Source organism: Gordonia sp. SID5947 (genome assembly GCF_009862785.1).
In the GTDB taxonomy this organism is placed as follows: domain Bacteria; phylum Actinomycetota; class Actinomycetes; order Mycobacteriales; family Mycobacteriaceae; genus Gordonia.
In genome coordinates, this window is record NZ_WWHU01000001.1 from 236207 (window position 1) to 253611 (window position 17405).

Genomic DNA, 17405 nt, shown 5'->3' on the forward strand with positions numbered 1-17405 from the left:
GACCCGGACTCCGTGTGCCCGGCCCCTCGATGCCAACCGTCTCCGGTCACGCATTCCCGTCGGCCACCCCTTGCGCATACGACCAAGGGTAGGTGATCGATTTCGACTCACCGCGTGCTGCTGGGACGACGCGGGCTGCACAGCGCATAGAGTCGGGCGTGTGACCGAACGTGACATGGCTGCAGGCAGCGGTTCCAGTCCGTACGACGAGCCGACCGGCGAGATCGATCTGGGCGAGGCCGCCTCGATGCGTCGTCGACAGGTACCGGCGGATGACCGGGACGATTTCTATGCGCGGCACGCGCTTCCCGAGCGGCCGGGTGTCTCGCGAGTCGACGATCTCGACGACATCGACCCCGACGAACTCGACACCCAGGCGATGCCTGCCCGGCCGGGTGCCGGCCCCGCGGCCGCACCTTCGGCGGCGGAACCGACCGCAGCCCCTCCCACCGAGGCGTTCGGCCGGCCGCAGGATCCCGCCGAGGCGAAGACCCAGCGGTTCGCGGCTCCGCAACCCGACGCCCCTGCGCAACCGGTCGAGGACGTCCGCACCGATGACTTCACGGCTGTGCCGGCCACCCGGGTCGCCGCGACCGAGACCCCCGTGGCCGACACCCCGGTGCGAGGGCTCCCCGAGACCGACGTCGCCGAACGATTCGACTCCGCACCCACAGTCGCCGACGAGCGCCTGCGGTCGGCCGAAGAGGACCTCGTCGATGCGCAGCGCGCTGCCCGTCGGGGGACGCTCGACGTCGGGCTGCTCGTCCTACGCCTGGCGGTCGGCCTCATCGCGCTCGCGCACGGGACGCAGAAGCTCTTCGGCTGGTGGAACGGACCGCGGCTGTCGGGGTTCGAGGACATGTTGCTGAACTCGCCCAATCCGGCGATCGGTTTCACCCCCGACGCGGCTCGTCCGCTGGCGATCGTGGGCGCCGTCTCCGAGACACTCGGCGGTCTGATGCTGGTGGTGGGCTTGTTCACGCCAGTCGCCGCGTCCGCGGTCCTGGGCGTGATGCTGGTCGCCGCGGCCTACAAGGCGACTCTGGCGGGCGGCGTCTGGTTCTTTGCCGGCGATCCGAACGGCGCGGGTATCGAGTACGAATTGCTCGTCTGCGCCTGTGCGGTGGCGATCATCTTGGCCGGGCCGGGCCGGATCTCTCTGGACGCTCCCGAGGCTGGGCGCGACGGCCGGCGTGGGGTTCGCTCGCATTGCTCGTGGTCGGCATCGGCGCGGCCGTCGCCGTGTGGATGGTGTTCAACGGCACGAATCCGTTCGAGTCACCGGGCAACCCGACCGGGTGAGACCCGGCCGGGTCGTTCCGGCTTCCGATCTGTGCTCAGTCGACCACGCGCACCGCGCCTCGGTCGGCCGAGGTGGCCAACTTCGCGTACGCGCGCAATGCGGTGGTGACCGTCCGCTGACGGTCCTTCGGCTGCCACGGTCGCTCCGACGCCTCCATCTTGGCCCGGCGCTCGTCCAGGACCTCGTCGTCGACGAGGACCTGCAGTCGTCGTGTCTGCACGTCGATGAGGATCGGGTCGCCGTCCTCGATCAGGCCGATCGCGCCCCCGGAGGCGGCTTCCGGCGACATATGCCCCACCGACAATCCCGAGGAACCCCCGGAGAAACGGCCGTCGGTGATGAGCGCGCACTTCTTGCCCATTCCGGTGCCCTTCATGAATGCGGTCGGATGCAGCATCTCCTGCATCCCCGGGCCGCCGGCCGGACCTTCGTACCGGACCACGAGGACCTCACCGGCCTGAATGGTCTTGGACAGGATCACCTGCACCGCCTCTTCCTGGCTCTCGACAACCCGCGCGGGTCCTTCGAAGTGCCAGAGATCCTCCTCGATGCCTGCGGTCTTGAGGATCGCGCCGTCCGGGGCGAGGTTGCCGCGCAGCACGCACAGTCCGCCTTCGACGGTGTAGGCGTGCGCGAGGTCGCGGATACAGCCGCCCTCGGCGTCGGTGTCGAGCGAGTCCCAACGGTTCGCGGTGGAGAACGGCGTGGTGGTCCGGACGCCGCCCGGCGCCGCGTGGAACAGCTCCGTTGCCTCGTCGAGCGCCTTGCCGCCGCGGATGTCCCAGTCGTCGAGGAATTGTGCGACGGTCGGGCTGTGCACGGTGGAGGCGGTGTCGTCGAGGAGTCCGGCACGACGCAGTTCGCCCAGGATCGCCGGGATTCCGCCGGCCCGATGGACGTCCTCCATGTGGTAGTCGGAGTTCGGCGCGACCTTGGACAGGCATGGCACGTTGCGACTGATCTCGTCGATGACCGAGAGGTCGAAGTCGGCGACCTCTCCCTCCTGCGCGGCGGCGAGGATGTGCAGCACGGTGTTGGTCGATCCGCCCATCGCCACGTCGAGGGCCATCGCGTTGCGGAACGCGGTGGGGGTCGCGATGTTGCGGGGGAGGACCGATTCGTCGTCGTCGCGATACCAGCGGGTCGCTGCCTCGACGACGACACTTCCGGCCCGCTCGAACAGGGCGCGGCGTGCCTCGTGAGTTGCCAGTGTCGAACCGTTGCCGGGCAACGCGAGCCCTAGCGCCTCGGTGAGGCAGTTCATCGAGTTGGCGGTGAACATGCCCGAGCACGACCCGCACGTCGGGCACGCGGACCGTTCGACCTCGCTGAGCCCGTCGTCGTCGACAGCGCTGTTCGCCGATGCCGAGATCGCGGTGATCAGGTCGGTGGGTGCCTGTGCGACACCGTCGACGACGACGGCCTTGCCGGCCTCCATCGGACCTCCCGAGACGAAGACCGTGGGGATGTTCAGTCGCATCGCGGCGTTGAGCATGCCGGGAGTGATCTTGTCGCAGTTGGAAATACAGACGAGGGCGTCGGCGGTGTGGGCATTGACCATGTATTCCACCGAGTCGGCGATGATCTCGCGACTGGGAAGCGAGTAGAGCATGCCGCCGTGGCCCATCGCGATGCCGTCGTCGACAGCGATGGTGTGGAACTCGCGGGGCACACCACCGGCGGCGCGGACCGCGCCGGCGACGATCTCGCCGACATCCTTGAGGTGCACGTGACCCGGGACGAACTGGGTGTAGGAGTTGGCGATCGCCACGATCGGCTTCCCGAAATCGTCATCGGTCATCCCGGTGGCCCGCCAGAGCGAGCGCGCACCGGCTGCTTCGCGGCCGACGGTGGTGGTTCGGGACCTCAGAGCTGGCATGAAAAATCCTCGGTGTTCGTCGTCCCGCCTGGGCTGGGGCGGATGTGGGGTGGGCGGTGACCTCAAACGCCGGACGACGGACCGATGTCCGCGGGAGGGTCATCGGCGGCCGAATGCGTGCGCATCACCGCTTTTGGAGGCTACTCCGCCCGGATCAGGGCCGATCAAAGGGTTCGCGGTGGTCAGCCCTGGTCGGCTGCCGCGGCCGCATAGGGGTCGGGGATCCGTCCGCGGCTCGCCGCCGCCAACCGTGGGAGATCGGCAAAGGTGATGGCGGGCAGTCGTACCCGTGCGCCGTTCACCAGCACCGCGCGCACCGAACTCCACCGCGGGAACTGCAGACCGTCGAGCTCGTTCCATGCGATCTCACGGGTGGAGAAGGTGTGTACCGCCTTCAGTCCGTCTTCGGTCACGACGGTGCGAATGCGCACGATCCACCAGCCGAGCAGTACGGGCAGGATCAGGGTCCAGCCCAGCCACACCAGCGACGCCCCGGCAAGGATGACGGTGACGATGAACATCATCGGCACCGCGAAGTAGGCGATCCGCTGGATGCGGAACGTCTGGGGCAGTTCGACCTCGGGAACCTCCGGGGGTGTCGGGTCGGAGGAAGCGGCGGATGGGGTAGACACGTTTACATTGTCTCATCCCGGTGTGGGGCATGATCCACCACCGGCTTCCCAGAATGTGAGACGAGAAGTCCCGTGGTTTGACTCTTGACATGCGCCGGTCCTACCGTGAAGGCGTGATGCAGCACGATATTCTCGTAGTACTCGGCCGGCGCGTCGTCGCCTGACCGGTCACTTCGTAGACCCTCGAGCATCGACGCGCCACCCTCGAACAGCCCAGCTGTCGGGGGTTTTTTCTTGTCAACAACCAGAACACCAGAAGATGGGGAACGTGCAGTGAGCGCACCAACAGCACGAACCAACGCCGCGAGCGGAGCAGAGTCCTCCCGCGAGACGGCGCCGCGCCAGCAATCACCCGCGGCCGGAAACCTCCGGGCGGTAGGCCAGCACACAGTGGCGCCTGAGCGCGTCAGCGGTGCCCAGTCCGTCGTCCGGTCGCTCGAGGAACTCGGTGTCGAGGTGGTCTTCGGCATTCCCGGTGGTGCGGTCCTGCCGGTCTATGACCCACTACTGGACTCGAAGAAGGTCCGCCACGTCCTGGTCCGTCATGAACAGGGCGCCGGCCACGCGGCCACGGGCTACGCGCAGATCACCGGCCGCGCCGGTGTCTGCATGGCCACCTCGGGTCCGGGTGCCACCAACCTGGTGACGCCGCTCGCCGACGCGCAGATGGACTCGGTGCCGGTCGTCGCGATCACCGGCCAGGTCGGCCGCGCGCTCATCGGCACCGACGGCTTCCAAGAGGCCGACATCTCCGGCATCACGATGCCGGTCACCAAGCACAACTTCCTGGTGAGCAACCCGGTCGACATCCCGCGCGTGATCGCCGAGGCGTTCCACATCGCGGAGAGTGGTCGGCCGGGTGCGGTTCTCGTCGACATCCCCAAGGACATCCTGCAGGCCCAGACCACGTTCTCGTGGCCGCCGCAGATCGATCTGCCGGGTTATCGGCCGGTCACCAAGCCGCACGGCAAGCAGGTGCGCGAAGCTGCTCGACTGATCGAGGCCGCCAAGGCGCCGGTGCTCTACGTCGGTGGTGGCGTGATCAAGGCCAACGCGTCGGAGGAACTGCGGGAACTCGCGGAACTGACCGGGATCCCGGTGGTGACCACGCTGATGGCGCGCGGGGCCTTCCCCGACAGCCACCAGCAGCATCTCGGTATGCCGGGCATGCACGGCACCGTCGCCGCGGTGGCCGCGCTGCAGAGAAGTGATCTGCTGATCACGCTCGGTGCTCGATTCGACGATCGCGTCACCGGTCAGCTGACATCCTTCGCGCAGAACGCCAAGGTGGTCCACGCCGACATCGATCCGGCCGAGATCGGCAAGAATCGGCATGCCGACGTGCCGATCGTCGGGGACTGCAAGGCGGTCATCGTCGATCTGATCGAGACGATCCGCAATGAGCGGGCCACCACGGCGGGGGCGCCGGACCTCTCGGGGTGGTGGAAGTACCTCGACGGCGTGCGCCGTACCTATCCGCTGAGCTACGACCGCCAGGCGGACGGATCGATGTCGCCCGAGTTCGTCATCTCGGCCGTCGGCAAGGCCGCGGGGCCCGACGCCGTCTACTGTGCGGGCGTCGGTCAGCACCAGATGTGGGCGGCTCAGTTCATCTCGTACGAGAAGCCCCGAACCTGGCTCAACTCCGGTGGTCTGGGCACGATGGGCTATGCGGTGCCTGCTGCCATGGGAGCCAAGATGGCCGCACCCGACACCGAGGTCTGGGCGATCGACGGCGACGGCTGCTTCCAGATGACCAACCAGGAGTTGGCCACCTGCGCCATCGAGGGCATCCCCATCAAGGTCGCCCTGATCAACAACGGCAACCTCGGCATGGTGCGCCAGTGGCAGACCCTCTTCTACGAGGAGCGCTACTCGAACACCGACCTGTCGACGCACTCGCGGATGATCCCCGACTTCGTGAAGCTCGCAGAAGCGTTGGGCTGCGCGGCCTTCCGGGTCGAGCGCGAGGAGGACGTCGACGAGGTGATCGCCAAGGCCCGTGAGATCAACGATCGCCCGGTGGTCGTCGACTTCATCGTCGGCGCCGACGCCCAGGTCTGGCCGATGGTGGCCGCCGGCACCGGCAACGACGAGATCATGGCGGCCCGCGACATCCGGCCGTTGTTCGACGAAGACGAGGCCGCGTCGGATCCGGTCGACATCCATGAGGCGATGTCGCGTCCCGATCAGGCGAATCAGCCCGCATCTGCAGGGAAGGAAGACAAGTGAGCACCACTCACACCCTCAGTGTTCTGGTCGAGGACCGGCCGGGCGTCCTCGCCCGCGTCTCGAGTCTCTTCTCCCGGCGCGGGTTCAACATCGAGTCGTTGGCGGTGGGACCGACCGAGCTGAAAGGTATTTCGCGGATGACGATCATGGTCACCGTGGACGACTTCCCGCTCGAGCAGGTCACCAAGCAGCTCAACAAGCTGATCAACGTGATCAAGATCGTCGAGCAGGACCCCTCGAGTTCGGTGTCCCGCGAACTGATGATGATCAAGGTCCGGTCGGATTCGACGGTGCGCAGCGAGGTCATCGAGGTGGTGAACCTCTTCCGCGCCAAGGTCATCGACGTCTCCACCGAATCGCTGACGATCGAGGCGACCGGTACGAGCGAAAAGCTCGAGGCGCTGCTGCGAATGCTGGATCCGTACGGGATCCGCGAGATCGCCCAATCGGGGGCGGTCACCCTGGGGCGTGGCCCCAAGAGCATGTCGGCCAACCGCTGACACACGGCGCGAGCCGCACAGAGAAGTACACAGGCCCTCGAGGACTACACAAAGCTTTGAGGGACAACAGAAATCGAAGGGAATCCAACTGTGGCGATCGAACTGTTCTATGACGACGACGCCGATCTGTCGATCATCCAGGGCCGCAAGGTCGCGGTGATCGGCTACGGCAGCCAGGGACATGCGCATTCGCTGTCGCTGCGTGACTCCGGGGTCGATGTCGCGGTCGGCCTGCGTGAGGGCAGCAAGTCCCGCGAGAAGGCCGCCGAGCAGGGCCTGAAGGTCATGACCGCCGCCGAGGCCGCCGAATGGGCCGACGTCATCATGATCCTGGCCCCGGACACCTCGCAGGCCAAGATCTTCACCGACGAGATCGAGCCGAACCTCAAGGACGGCGATGCCATCTTCTTCGGGCACGGTCTGAACATCCACTTCGACCTGATCAAGCCCGCGGAGAACATCACCGTCGGCATGGTCGCGCCGAAGGGGCCCGGTCACCTGGTGCGCCGTCAGTTCGTCGACGGCAAGGGCGTGCCCTGCCTGATCGCGGTCGACCAGGACCCGAAGGGCGAGGGGCAGGCGCTCGCGCTCAGCTACGCCAGCGCCATCGGCGGTGGACGCGCGGGCATCATCAAGACCACCTTCAAGGAAGAGACCGAGACCGACCTCTTCGGTGAGCAGGCCGTGCTGTGCGGCGGCACCGAGGAACTGGTCAAGACCGGTTTCGAGGTCATGGTCGAGGCCGGCTACGCGCCGGAGATGGCCTACTTCGAGGTGCTGCACGAGCTCAAGCTGATCGTCGACCTCATGTACGAGGGCGGCATCGCCCGGATGAACTACTCGGTGTCGGACACCGCGGAGTTCGGCGGCTACCTCTCGGGCCCGCGCGTCATCGACGCCGACACCAAGGAGCGGATGCGGGGCATCCTCAAGGACATCCAGGACGGCACCTTCACCAAGCGCCTCGTCGCGAACGTCGAGAACGGCAACTCCGAGCTCGAGGGTCTGCGCAAGAAGAACGCCGAGCACCCGATCGAGGTCACCGGCAAGAAGCTGCGCGATCTCATGAGCTGGGTCGATCGTCCGATCACCGAGACCGCCTGAGCGACTCACGCACCGAACGATCTGTGGCCGTTGTCGCCCGCATGCGCGGGACGGCAACGGCCACAATTGTTTCTGGGCTGTGGTCCGGATGATGACTGCGGCGTCCGACGGCGACGTCACGTGCCACGCCGAGCGACATCGCCGGCGGGGGCAGCCCAGTAGCACGAATCCAGTAGCAACGAACGAGGCCCCGGGACCGAAGTCCCGGGGCCTCACACGTAGGTTCAGGCCGATCAGATCGGACGGAATCCTCGGTACTGCTGGAGAGATGCGACCCGCTTGAGCACCGGCGCGATGTTGGTGCCGGTTTCCGGGCCGAGGCAGGCCAGGAAGTAGTAGGCGTTCACCATTCCGACAAGTCGGTCACCGACCACCACTGGGCTGCCGGAGTCGCCTTCGATCACGCACATCTGACTGAAATGTGCGGCGCCGTCGGAGAACCAGCTGATGCCGCAGGTGTTGCCGGTGGTCCGGCCCTCCTTGCAGGCGACCGTCGGGAACGCGAGTGGTCGCGTGTCGACCGACCGGATGGTCACGCCGCGCACAGTGCGCAGCGGGACGACCTTCGCCGCGTTGAACTCGATCACCGCGATGTCGAGGTCACTGGCCGAGTACGTGATCGTCCCAGCCTGCCCACGGTCCTGGAAGGTCTCGGAGTACACCTTCTGGCCGGGCTTGCCGCAGTGGCCCGCGGTGATACCGATCAACTTGCCGGTGTTCGACTTACCGATGGTGGTCAGGGTGCAGGCCGCGGCAGAACTACCGCCCTTGAGCACCAAGATCCCGGAGCCGCCACCGAGATAGACCTTTGCCGGTGCGGCGTGGGCAATGCCGGCCCCCAGCCGGCCAGCACCGTTGCAGCCAGAACCGCCAACAGTGCTGTCAGCTTCCTCATCATCCACGCTCCGCTCATTCGATCCACAAGAAATCATCGGCCCCGAGAGACGTCACTCGGGGCCAAGCACACCGTACCGGGCGGCACCCGCGATGTGTGGTCCGCGGAATCTTCCCGCGGTCGGTTTGCAACCTATCCGTAATGCCGATCACAATCTACCCGCAAATCGTGGCGGTGAGTGCGCTCGGTCGAGACCGGCTGCGAACGGGGGATGGGTCGACCACTAAGCTGTTCGCGGAAGTCGTCGCGGTCACCGGAGCGGATCGCGGGGGTCTCCGCACCCATCCTCTCGCCCCTCGATCATGGAGAATATTGTGACCTCAGCTGGCCGTCCGGTCGTTCTGATCGCCGACAAACTGGCACCCTCGACCGTCGAGGCGCTGGGAGACGACGTCGAGGTGCGCTGGGTCGACGGCCCCGACCGACCGAAGCTTCTCGAAGCCGCAGCCGACGCCGACGCCATCCTGGTCCGATCGGCGACCACCGTCGATGCCGAGGTGCTCGACGCCGCCCCCAGGTTGAAGATCATCGCCCGTGCCGGTGTGGGACTCGACAACGTCGACGTACCCGCCGCAACGCAGCGCGGCGTGATGGTGGTCAACGCCCCGACATCCAACATCCACACAGCCGCCGAGCATGCCGTGGCCCTGCTGATGTCCGCGGCGCGCCAGATCCCGGCGGCCGACGCGACGTTGCGTGAGCACGCCTGGAAGCGTTCGTCGTTCAACGGGGTGGAGATCTTCGACAAGACCGTCGGTGTGGTGGGGCTCGGCCGCATCGGCCAACTGGTCGCTGCGCGGATGGCGGCGTTCGAGACGTCGATCATCGCCTATGACCCTTACGTGTCGCCGGCCCGTGCGGCCCAGTTGGGCATCGAGCTGGTCAGCCTCGACGAACTGCTGTCGCGCGCCGACTTCATCACCGTGCACCTCCCGAAGACCCCGGAGACACTCGGCCTCATCGGTGCCGAGCAGCTTGCGCGCACCAAGAAGGGCGTCGTCATCGTGAATGCCGCCCGAGGCGGCCTGATCGACGAGCAGGCCCTCGCAGACGCGATCACGTCCGGTCAGGTCCGCGGCGCCGGACTCGACGTCTATGCGACCGAGCCGTGCACCGATTCGCCACTCTTCGAACTCCCGCAGGTCGTCGTGACCCCGCATCTGGGCGCATCGACCAGTGAGGCGCAGGACCGTGCGGGCACCGACGTTGCGAAGAGCGTCCGCCTCGCTCTCGCCGGACATTTCGTTCCCGACGCCGTCAACATCACCGGCGGAACGGTCGACGAGGAGGTCGCCCCGTGGCTCGAGGTGGCACGTAAAGCCGGTGTGCTCGTGGGAGCCATCAGCAAGGAGCCGCCGACGTCGATCGTGGTCGACGTACGCGGTGAACTGGCCGCCAACAACGTCGACGTTCTCGGGTTGTCCGCGTTACGCGGACTGTTCTCCGCGGTTCTCGACGAGCCGGTCACCTTTGTCAACGCCCCTGCCGTCGCCGCCGATCGCGGCGTGACGAGCGAGGTCACCACCGCGCCGGAGAGTCCCAACCACCGCAGCGTCGTGGACGTGAAGGCGGTTTTCGCCGACGGATCGGTGCACAACGTGTCCGGCAGCCTGACCGAGCCCCGCCTCGTCGAGAAGATCGTCAACATCAACGGCCGCAACTTCGATCTGCGCGCCGAGGGGCAGAATCTCGTCGTCAGTTATGCAGATGAGCCCGGTTCGCTCGGCAAGATCGGCACGTTGCTCGGCAACGCGGGCATCGACATCCGGGCCGCAGGTCTTTCCCAGGACGCCGAAGGTGGCGGTGCGACCGTGATGCTGCGTGTCAGCGACCATCTCGACGACGATCTCATCGCCTCGATCGGTGAAGCTGTGGGCGCAACCCTCATCGAACAGGTGGATCTCTCATGAAACTCGCCGTCATCGCCGGCGACGGCATCGGTCCCGAGGTCATCGGAGAAGCCGTCGGCGTTCTCGAAGCCGTTGTCCCCGACGTCTCGACCACCGAGTTCGATCTCGGTGCGCGCCGCTACCACCGGAACGGCGAACTGCTGACCGAGGACGATCTGGAATCGCTGCGTAGGCACGACGCGATCCTGCTGGGCGCGATCGGGGATCCGTCGGTCCCGTCGGGCGTGCTCGAGCGCGGGTTGTTGCTGAACATGCGATTCGCTCTCGATCATCACGTGAACCTCCGTCCGTCCCGGCGTCTGCCCGGCGTCACGTCGCCGCTGGCCGGTGACCCCGACATCGATTTCGTGGTGGTCCGGGAGGGTACCGAGGGGCCCTACACCGGAAACGGCGGCGCGATCCGGGTCGGGACTCCGCACGAGGTCGCGACCGAGGTGAGCGTGAACACCCGGTTCGGCATCGAACGTGTGGTGCGCAACGCCTTCGAGCGTGCCCAGGCGCGTCGGAAGAAGCTCACGCTCGTGCACAAGACGAACGTGTTGACCTTCGCGGGCTCGATGTGGAGTCGGACCGTCGCGGAGGTCGGCACGGAGTATCCGGATGTCAGCACCGACTACTGCCATGTGGACGCCGCGACCATCTACCTGGTCACTGATCCAGGCCGATTCGACGTGATCGTCACCGACAACCTCTTCGGCGACATCATCACCGACATCGCGGCAGCCGTCACCGGTGGGATCGGGCTGGCGGCCTCCGGCAACATCGATGCGACGGGAGCGAACCCCTCGATGTTCGAGCCGGTGCACGGCAGTGCGCCGGACATCGCGGGCCAGGGCAAGGCGGACCCGACCGCAGCGATCCTGTCGGCGGCGTTGTTGCTCGCCCACCTCGGCGAGGCCGACGCGGCGCAGCGTGTGGAGCAGGCCGTCATCGACGATCTGGCCGAGCGCGGGTCGGACGACCTGAAGACCTCAGAGGTCGGGCGGCGTATCCGCGAGCGCCTCTAGGACTCGACTCGACATTCTCGATGACCCCGCCCGGACGATCCGGGCGGGGTCATCGTGTACCGACGCTGCGTATTGTTCTATTTTAGATAGAACTATATGATCTTCTTGTGTTGATCCGCATCGACCCTGCGTCGCGGGTCCCGATCTTCGAGCAGGTGGCGTCGTCGGTCCGTGGGGCGATTGTCCGCGGCGAAGTGGCAGCGGGGGAACGACTCCCGCCGGCACGCGAACTGTCCCGGAGTCTCGACATCAACCTGCACACGGTGCTGCGCGCCTATCAGATGCTCCGCGACGAGGGGGTCGTCGAACTGCGGCGTGGCCGTGGCGCCATCGTCACGGCGGCGGCACCTGATCGGTCGGAGCTGGTCGAGGCGATGGACCGGCTGGTGGCCGTGGCTCGGCGGTTGGACATCAGACCCGACGCGTTGGCGACCGAGATCCGAGAGAGGTGGCAGACATGAGGAATTCGACCGGTGATCGGAGCATCGTGAAGGGCGGCATGACCACCCGGGATCGGCGGATCGTCTGCGTGCTGGCCACGCTGCCGTCGCTGCTGGCGGCGTCTCTGGGCGCGATCCTGGTCGCGTCGTGGCGGACGGCCCTGCCCGATCCGGTTGCCACGCACTGGTCCTCACATGGTGCGGACGGATTCTCGGATGTGACATTCGTGATCGTCGCGCCGATCGTGGCGGGCGTGATCGGTGCAGTCGCCGGGATCGCCGTTTGTGTCCGATCCGCCGATCCGGGGATCGCCCGAGTGGCGGTGGGAACCATTGCCGGCGTGGTCATTTCGACGGTGTGTGTAATCGTCTCGACCACGGCCTGCCAGCGAGGTGTCACCGAGGCTGCCTCGGTGCCGACGCCCCAATGGCAGATCGTGGTGTCGATGGCGGCCGGGCTCGTCTGTGGTCTCGGCGTCGCCGCGCTTGTCCCATCGTGGACCACGGCGCCACCCGCCGCCGACGTCGGCGACCGGCCACACGTCGCGGTCGGGGCGCAGGAACGGATCGTCTGGACCCGGGTCGTGACATCGTCGCCGGTGGTGTCGTTGCTCGTCGGAGGGACCGTCGTGATCGTCGCCGGCCTCGCCCTCGTGCTGCGCTCGTGGCCGGTCGCGGTTGTCGTGGTCATCGTCGTGGTGTCCGCGATCGCGATGTGGAGCGTCCGGGTCACGGTGGATCGACTCGGGATCACGGTGCGCGGCAGGCTGGGCTGGCCGCGCACACACATCGCGATCTCGGAGATCGATCACGCCGAGGTCGTCGGCGTCCGTGCTCTGCGTGACTTCGGTGGATACGGGTATCGCCTCGCGATTCACGGAGATCTCAAGGGCGCCAAGGGCTTCGTGTTCAGATCCGGACCCGCCCTGCTGGTGGTGCGGCGCAACGGCAGGCGTGACATCGTCGTCGTGGACGACGCGGCCACGGCGGCCGGTGTGCTCAATCGACTGCTGGATCTCGAGGGACCAGCGGAACGGCGACCAAAGGTGTCAGGGCAGTGAGGGCGAACGCGACCGGAAAACCAGCGCTCCCGATCAGCGCACCCAGCACAGGCGTGGTGGCGGCCGTCGCAAGATACTGAGCCGTGTTCTGTACGGCCAGGCCGCGTCCACTCCAGCCCGGCCCCGCGAACTCGGCGATCGCGGTGAACGCCAAGCCGTTGTCGGCCACCGACGCGATCGTCGCGATCGCCATCACGATCGGTGCGATCGGACTGTGCAGCCAGTCTGTCAGCGCCAGCACCGCCATCGACAGCGCAGCGGCGACCGCGATCACACGGATCGGTCGCATCCGCGAGCCCCACCTGTCCGAGATACGGCCCGCGGCAATGCGTCCGAACGCGCCGATCACCTGCGTGGCAGTCACCAGTGCTCCGGCGGCGCCCGGCGACCAGTGGTGCGCGACGATGAGCCAGGTGGGCACGAAGGTCCACATCATCGACTGCGGGATCACCAGCAGCACACTGACTCCGTGCACGCGTGCCAGGAAACTGCCTGCACGGTAGGGATTGTCGGTTCGTACCGTGGTGCCCGTCTGCGGGTTCTGTACCGACGGTGGGTCGACGATCCCGACCACGCACGCGACCAGGCCGATGGCGGTCACGGCGACCGGGATGAGCAGTGCGGCCGTGACGCCGTAGGACTGGGCGGTGAACGGCATGCTGAGCGCGCAGACGCCGATGCCCAGCGGTTGTGCCATCTGGCGGACGCCCATCGCGGTTCCGCGTTGGTGGGCCGGAAACCAGCCGACCACGATTCGCCCGCTCGCACCGTTCGCCGCACCGGCACCCAGGCCACCGATGAACAACCCTGTCGCCAGCACCCAGTACGGCGCGTCGAGCGCGGAGACGACTGCCGTTGCCGCAGTGCCCGCCAGCGTGATGCCCAAGGAGATGATCAGCACCCGGCGCTCGCCGAACCGGTCGAGCAGTGCGCCCCACGGGATGATCAGCAGCATCAGGCCGATCGTCGGGATGGTGGCGAGGACGGACGCCTGGGTGAGTGACAGCCCGTGGTCGGTGTGGAGCGCCGGGATGAGATAGGCCACACCGCTCACCGCGCAGGTGGTGGTCATCGCGGCCACCAGCGCGCAACACAGCATCGCCCATCGTCGGCGCGGTGACATCGTCGTCACCGTTGCCGAACGGCCGCTGGACCGGGTTGTCCCGACGCTGCCCACAGGATCACCTCATCTCAAATAGTGGTACTTAGTGTCCATATTCTAGAACGCGCGGAGTCGGCGTCAAAACGGTGTCCCGAGTTGTGGGAACGCCGGTGCGATAATGTCGTGCCATGCGTTTAGGACGAGTTGCCAGCCCAGACGGGGTCGCGTTTGTCTCCATCGAAGACGTCGACGGTGCGCAGCGAGCGCGCGAGATCGCCGAGCATCCCTTCGGCACCCCGACCTTCACCGGACGGTCGTGGGCGCTCGCCGATGTGCGAGTACTGGCGCCCATTCTCGCGTCGAAGGTGATCTGCATCGGTAAGAACTATGCGGCCCACGTCGCCGAGATGGGTGGGGAGGCGCCGGCGGATCCGGTCATCTTCTTGAAGCCCAACACGTCGATCATCGGGCCGGAGGTCCCGATCGTGCGACCACCGAACTCGGAACGTGTGGACTTCGAGGGTGAGCTCGCGGTCGTGATCGGCCAGCCGTGCAAGGACGTGAGCGCCGCGAAGGCGAAGGACGTCATTCTCGGCTACACCGCGGCCAACGACGTCACCGCTCGCGATCAGCAGAAGGCCGATGGGCAGTGGACCCGTGCCAAGGGTTACGACACGTTCTGTCCGCTCGGTCCCTGGATCGAGACCGAGTTCGACCCGGCCGACGCCGAATTGGTCACCGAGCTCGACGGCGAGGTCACCCAGCGGTCGCGAACCTCGTTGATGCTGCACGACGTCGGTGCGATCGTGGAATGGATCTCGCGTGTCATGACCCTTCTGCCCGGCGACGTGATCCTGACCGGGACACCCGAGGGCGTTGGTCCGATGTCGGCAGGACAACGGGTCTCGGTGACCGTCGAAGGAATCGGGACTCTGGCCAATCCGGTGGTGGACAAGCCGTGAGGGGGTCGAAGGTCGCGCAGGTCAACGGGATCGAGATCGCCTACGAGGAGTTCGGTTCGGGGCCGCTCGTGGTGCTCGTGATGGGGACCGGCAGCCCGGGCCGGGTGTGGCAGGCACATCAGCAGCCGGCGCTGACCAAGGCCGGCTACCGCGTTGTCACCTTCGACAATCGGGGCATCTCGCCCTCGTCGGAGTGTGCGGACGGCTTTTCCCACGACGACATGGTCGCCGACACTGCGGCTCTCATCGAGCATCTCGATGGCGGTCCCGCGTTCGTCGTCGGCACCTCGTTGGGCGCCAGGATCACCCAGGAGCTGGCGCTGACGCGGCCGGAGCTGGTGAAGGCGGCGGTGATGATCGCGACGTACGGCCGAAACACACCTCTGCAGCAGGCGATCTCGGCGGGGGAACGTGCCCTGTACGACAACAAGATCACGCTGCCGCCGGACTACCAGGCCGCGATCACGGCGCATCTGAATCTGTCGCCGCACACTCTCGACGACGACCGCACGGCCAAGGACTGGCTCGACGTCATCGGCTTCTCGCCGCAGACGGTGACGCCGGGGGTGCGTGCCCAGCTAGCGCTGCACGACGGCGAGGTCGACCGTCTGGGCGCGTACCGGGCCATCAACCGCCCGGCGATGGTCATCGGATTCGCCGACGACCGCACACTTCCTCCGAAACTCGCGCGCGAGGTTGCCGAGGCAATCCCCGGCGCGCGCTACGAGGAGGTCCCCAAGGCGGGCCACTTCGGATATCTCGAGCAGCCCACCGAGGTGAACCGGCTCCTCGTGGACTTCCTGGCCGCGCAGGGCTGAGCGGCGCCCCCGGGCGGACGGGCGGCGGGGCGCAGCGCACGATTCGATACGCTGACCTCCATGAGTGGCTCCGATGTGCGCGTCCGTTTCTGCCCGTCTCCGACCGGAACCCCGCACGTCGGTCTCGCCCGGACGGCCTTGTTCAATTTCGTCCAGGCCCGTCACGACGGCGGCACGTTCGTGTTCCGGATCGAGGACACCGACGCCGCGCGGGACAGCGAGGAGTCGTACGCCGCGATCCTCGACGCGTTGCGCTGGCTCGGACTCGAGTGGGACGAGGGCCCGGAGGTCGGAGGACCCTACGGACCGTATCGCCAGTCCGAGCGGCGAGCCACCCACCTCGACGTCGTCGCGCAGTTGCTGGCCGCAGGGGAGGCCTACGAGGCCTTCTCGACACCCGAGGAGGTCGAGGCGCGGCACCGGGCGGCAGGTCGCGATCCCAAGCTCGGCTATGACAACTTCGATCGGGATCTGACCGACGAGCAGCGTGCATCCTTGGCCGCCGAAGGTCGCAAACCCGTTGTCCGCCTGAGGATGCCGGATCACGACCTGATCTGGGACGACCTGGTTCGTGGCACCACGACGATCAAGGCAGGCACCGTCCCCGACTTCGCACTGACCCGCGCGACCGGCGATCCGCTCTACACACTGGTCAATCCGGTCGACGACGCCATGATGAAGATCACCCACGTGTTGCGTGGTGAGGATCTGCTGTCGTCGACCCCCGGCAGATAGCGCTCTACGAGGCGTTGACCCGGATCGGGATCGCCGATCGTGTTCCCGAGTTCGGACACCTGCCGTTCGTCATGGGGGAGGGCAACAAGAAGCTGTCCAAACGCGATCCGGAGTCGAACCTCTTCCACCATCGTGATCGCGGATTCATCCCGGAGGGGCTGCTGAACTATCTCGCGTTGCTCGGCTGGGGTTACTCGCATGAGACCGATGTCTTCTCGCTGGACGAGATGATCGCTGCTTTCGATGTACGTCAGGTCAATTCGAACCCGGCTCGGTTCGATCAGAAGAAGGCCGACGCGATCAACGCCGAACACATCCGTGGTCTCGACCTCGGCGACTTCGCGGCACGCTTGAAGCGCTACCTGATCACGCAAGGCAAGCTCGACGAGCCGATCGACGATGCCTCGTTCACCGCGCTCGCCGAGCTGGTGCAGACACGAATCCAGGTCCTCGGAGACGCGTGGCCCCTCATGTCCTTCCTGTACGTGTCCGACGACGAGTTCGTCATCGACGAGAAGTCGGCGGCGAAGAATCTCGGTGCCGACGCCGCTGCGGTTCTCGACGCCGCGATCGCCGCCGTCCAGGCATTGCCCACGTGGGCCGGCCCGGAGCTCGAGGAGGCGCTGAAGGTGGCGCTCGTGGACACCCTGGGGCTCAAGCCGCGTAAGGCGTTCGGCCCCGTCCGCGTCGCGGTGACGGGTTCGCAGGTGAGCCCGCCGCTCTTCGAGTCGATGGAGCTGCTCGGTCGCGACAAGAGTCTCGCCCGTCTCGCCGCCGCTCGCGAATCTGTGCCGAGCTAGGGGTTTGACCTGGCGATTTGTGATC

General features: G+C 66.8%; 13 protein-coding genes and 2 pseudogenes. 11 read left to right on the forward strand and 4 right to left on the reverse strand.

The annotated features are described in order from the left end of the window. Window positions 1-160 precede the first annotated feature (160 nt). Window positions 161-1411, forward strand: a complete 1251-nt coding sequence (locus GTV32_RS01150) for a DoxX family protein (RefSeq protein ID WP_343287173.1) — start codon at window positions 161-163, stop codon at window positions 1409-1411. Here the strand turns inward: GTV32_RS01150 and ilvD are convergent. Further along, the gene (gene ilvD, locus GTV32_RS01155) at window positions 1338-3182 is read right to left on the reverse strand and encodes a dihydroxy-acid dehydratase (protein ID WP_161058598.1); all 1845 of its coding nucleotides are present in this window, start codon (window positions 3180-3182) and stop codon (window positions 1338-1340) included. The two genes, GTV32_RS01150 and ilvD, sit on opposite strands and share 74 nt — an antisense overlap. Before the next feature lie 182 nt (window positions 3183-3364). Continuing rightward, window positions 3365-3814: a PH domain-containing protein gene (locus GTV32_RS01160; protein ID WP_343287174.1), complete on the reverse strand. Its 450-nt coding sequence runs from the start codon at window positions 3812-3814 to the stop codon at window positions 3365-3367. A gap of 273 nt (window positions 3815-4087) precedes the next feature. Between GTV32_RS01160 and GTV32_RS01165 the strand changes: the two genes are divergently transcribed. The 3 genes from GTV32_RS01165 to ilvC all read left to right on the forward strand — a co-directional run bounded on the left by GTV32_RS01165 (window position 4088) and on the right by ilvC (window position 7650). After that, window positions 4088-6046: an acetolactate synthase large subunit gene (locus GTV32_RS01165; protein WP_161058599.1), complete on the forward strand. Its 1959-nt coding sequence runs from the start codon at window positions 4088-4090 to the stop codon at window positions 6044-6046. Beyond that, window positions 6043-6546: an acetolactate synthase small subunit gene (gene ilvN / locus GTV32_RS01170; protein ID WP_161058600.1), complete on the forward strand. Its 504-nt coding sequence runs from the start codon at window positions 6043-6045 to the stop codon at window positions 6544-6546. The genes GTV32_RS01165 and ilvN overlap by 4 nt, the downstream gene beginning before the upstream one ends. A 90-nt stretch (window positions 6547-6636) precedes the next feature. Further along, window positions 6637-7650, forward strand: coding sequence for a ketol-acid reductoisomerase (ilvC, locus tag GTV32_RS01175; protein ID WP_161058601.1), 1014 nt, complete (start codon window positions 6637-6639; stop codon window positions 7648-7650). Window positions 7651-7883: 233 nt separating this feature from the next. On the opposite strand, the pseudogene GTV32_RS01180 reads toward ilvC, so the two are convergent. Continuing rightward, window positions 7884-8548 (reverse strand): annotated as a pseudogene (locus GTV32_RS01180) (serine protease). 311 nt (window positions 8549-8859) lie between these two features. On the opposite strand from GTV32_RS01180, the gene serA reads away from it, so the two are divergent. From serA to GTV32_RS01200, 4 genes are all read left to right on the forward strand, one after another. Next, complete coding sequence (gene serA, locus GTV32_RS01185; RefSeq protein WP_161058602.1) at window positions 8860-10455, forward strand: phosphoglycerate dehydrogenase; 1596 nt, start codon at window positions 8860-8862, stop codon at window positions 10453-10455. Further along, window positions 10452-11462 (forward strand): 3-isopropylmalate dehydrogenase, encoded by a 1011-nt coding sequence (locus tag GTV32_RS01190; protein ID WP_161058603.1) that lies wholly within the window; start codon window positions 10452-10454, stop codon window positions 11460-11462. The genes serA and GTV32_RS01190 overlap by 4 nt, the downstream gene beginning before the upstream one ends. Window positions 11463-11569: 107 nt before the next feature. After that, complete coding sequence (locus GTV32_RS01195) at window positions 11570-11923, forward strand: GntR family transcriptional regulator (protein WP_161058604.1); 354 nt, start codon at window positions 11570-11572, stop codon at window positions 11921-11923. Continuing rightward, window positions 11920-12963 carry a hypothetical protein gene (locus GTV32_RS01200; protein WP_161058605.1) on the forward strand — a complete coding sequence of 348 codons (1044 nt, stop codon included), beginning with the start codon at window positions 11920-11922 and terminating at the stop codon, window positions 12961-12963. Before GTV32_RS01195 ends, GTV32_RS01200 begins: the two co-directional genes overlap by 4 nt. Here GTV32_RS01200 and GTV32_RS01205 read toward each other — a convergent pair. Further along, window positions 12902-14086, reverse strand: coding sequence for an MFS transporter (locus GTV32_RS01205; protein WP_161058606.1), 1185 nt, complete (start codon window positions 14084-14086; stop codon window positions 12902-12904). The two genes, GTV32_RS01200 and GTV32_RS01205, sit on opposite strands and share 62 nt — an antisense overlap. Before the next feature lie 167 nt (window positions 14087-14253). On the opposite strand from GTV32_RS01205, the gene GTV32_RS01210 reads away from it, so the two are divergent. From GTV32_RS01210 to gltX, 3 genes and pseudogenes are all read left to right on the forward strand, one after another. Next, the gene (locus GTV32_RS01210) at window positions 14254-15027 is read left to right on the forward strand and encodes a fumarylacetoacetate hydrolase family protein (RefSeq protein ID WP_161058607.1); all 774 of its coding nucleotides are present in this window, start codon (window positions 14254-14256) and stop codon (window positions 15025-15027) included. Beyond that, window positions 15024-15845, forward strand: coding sequence for an alpha/beta hydrolase (locus GTV32_RS01215; protein WP_161058608.1), 822 nt, complete (start codon window positions 15024-15026; stop codon window positions 15843-15845). Before GTV32_RS01210 ends, GTV32_RS01215 begins: the two co-directional genes overlap by 4 nt. Before the next feature lie 60 nt (window positions 15846-15905). Further along, window positions 15906-17380 (forward strand): annotated as a pseudogene (gene gltX, locus GTV32_RS01220) (glutamate--tRNA ligase). Window positions 17381-17405 lie beyond the last annotated feature (25 nt).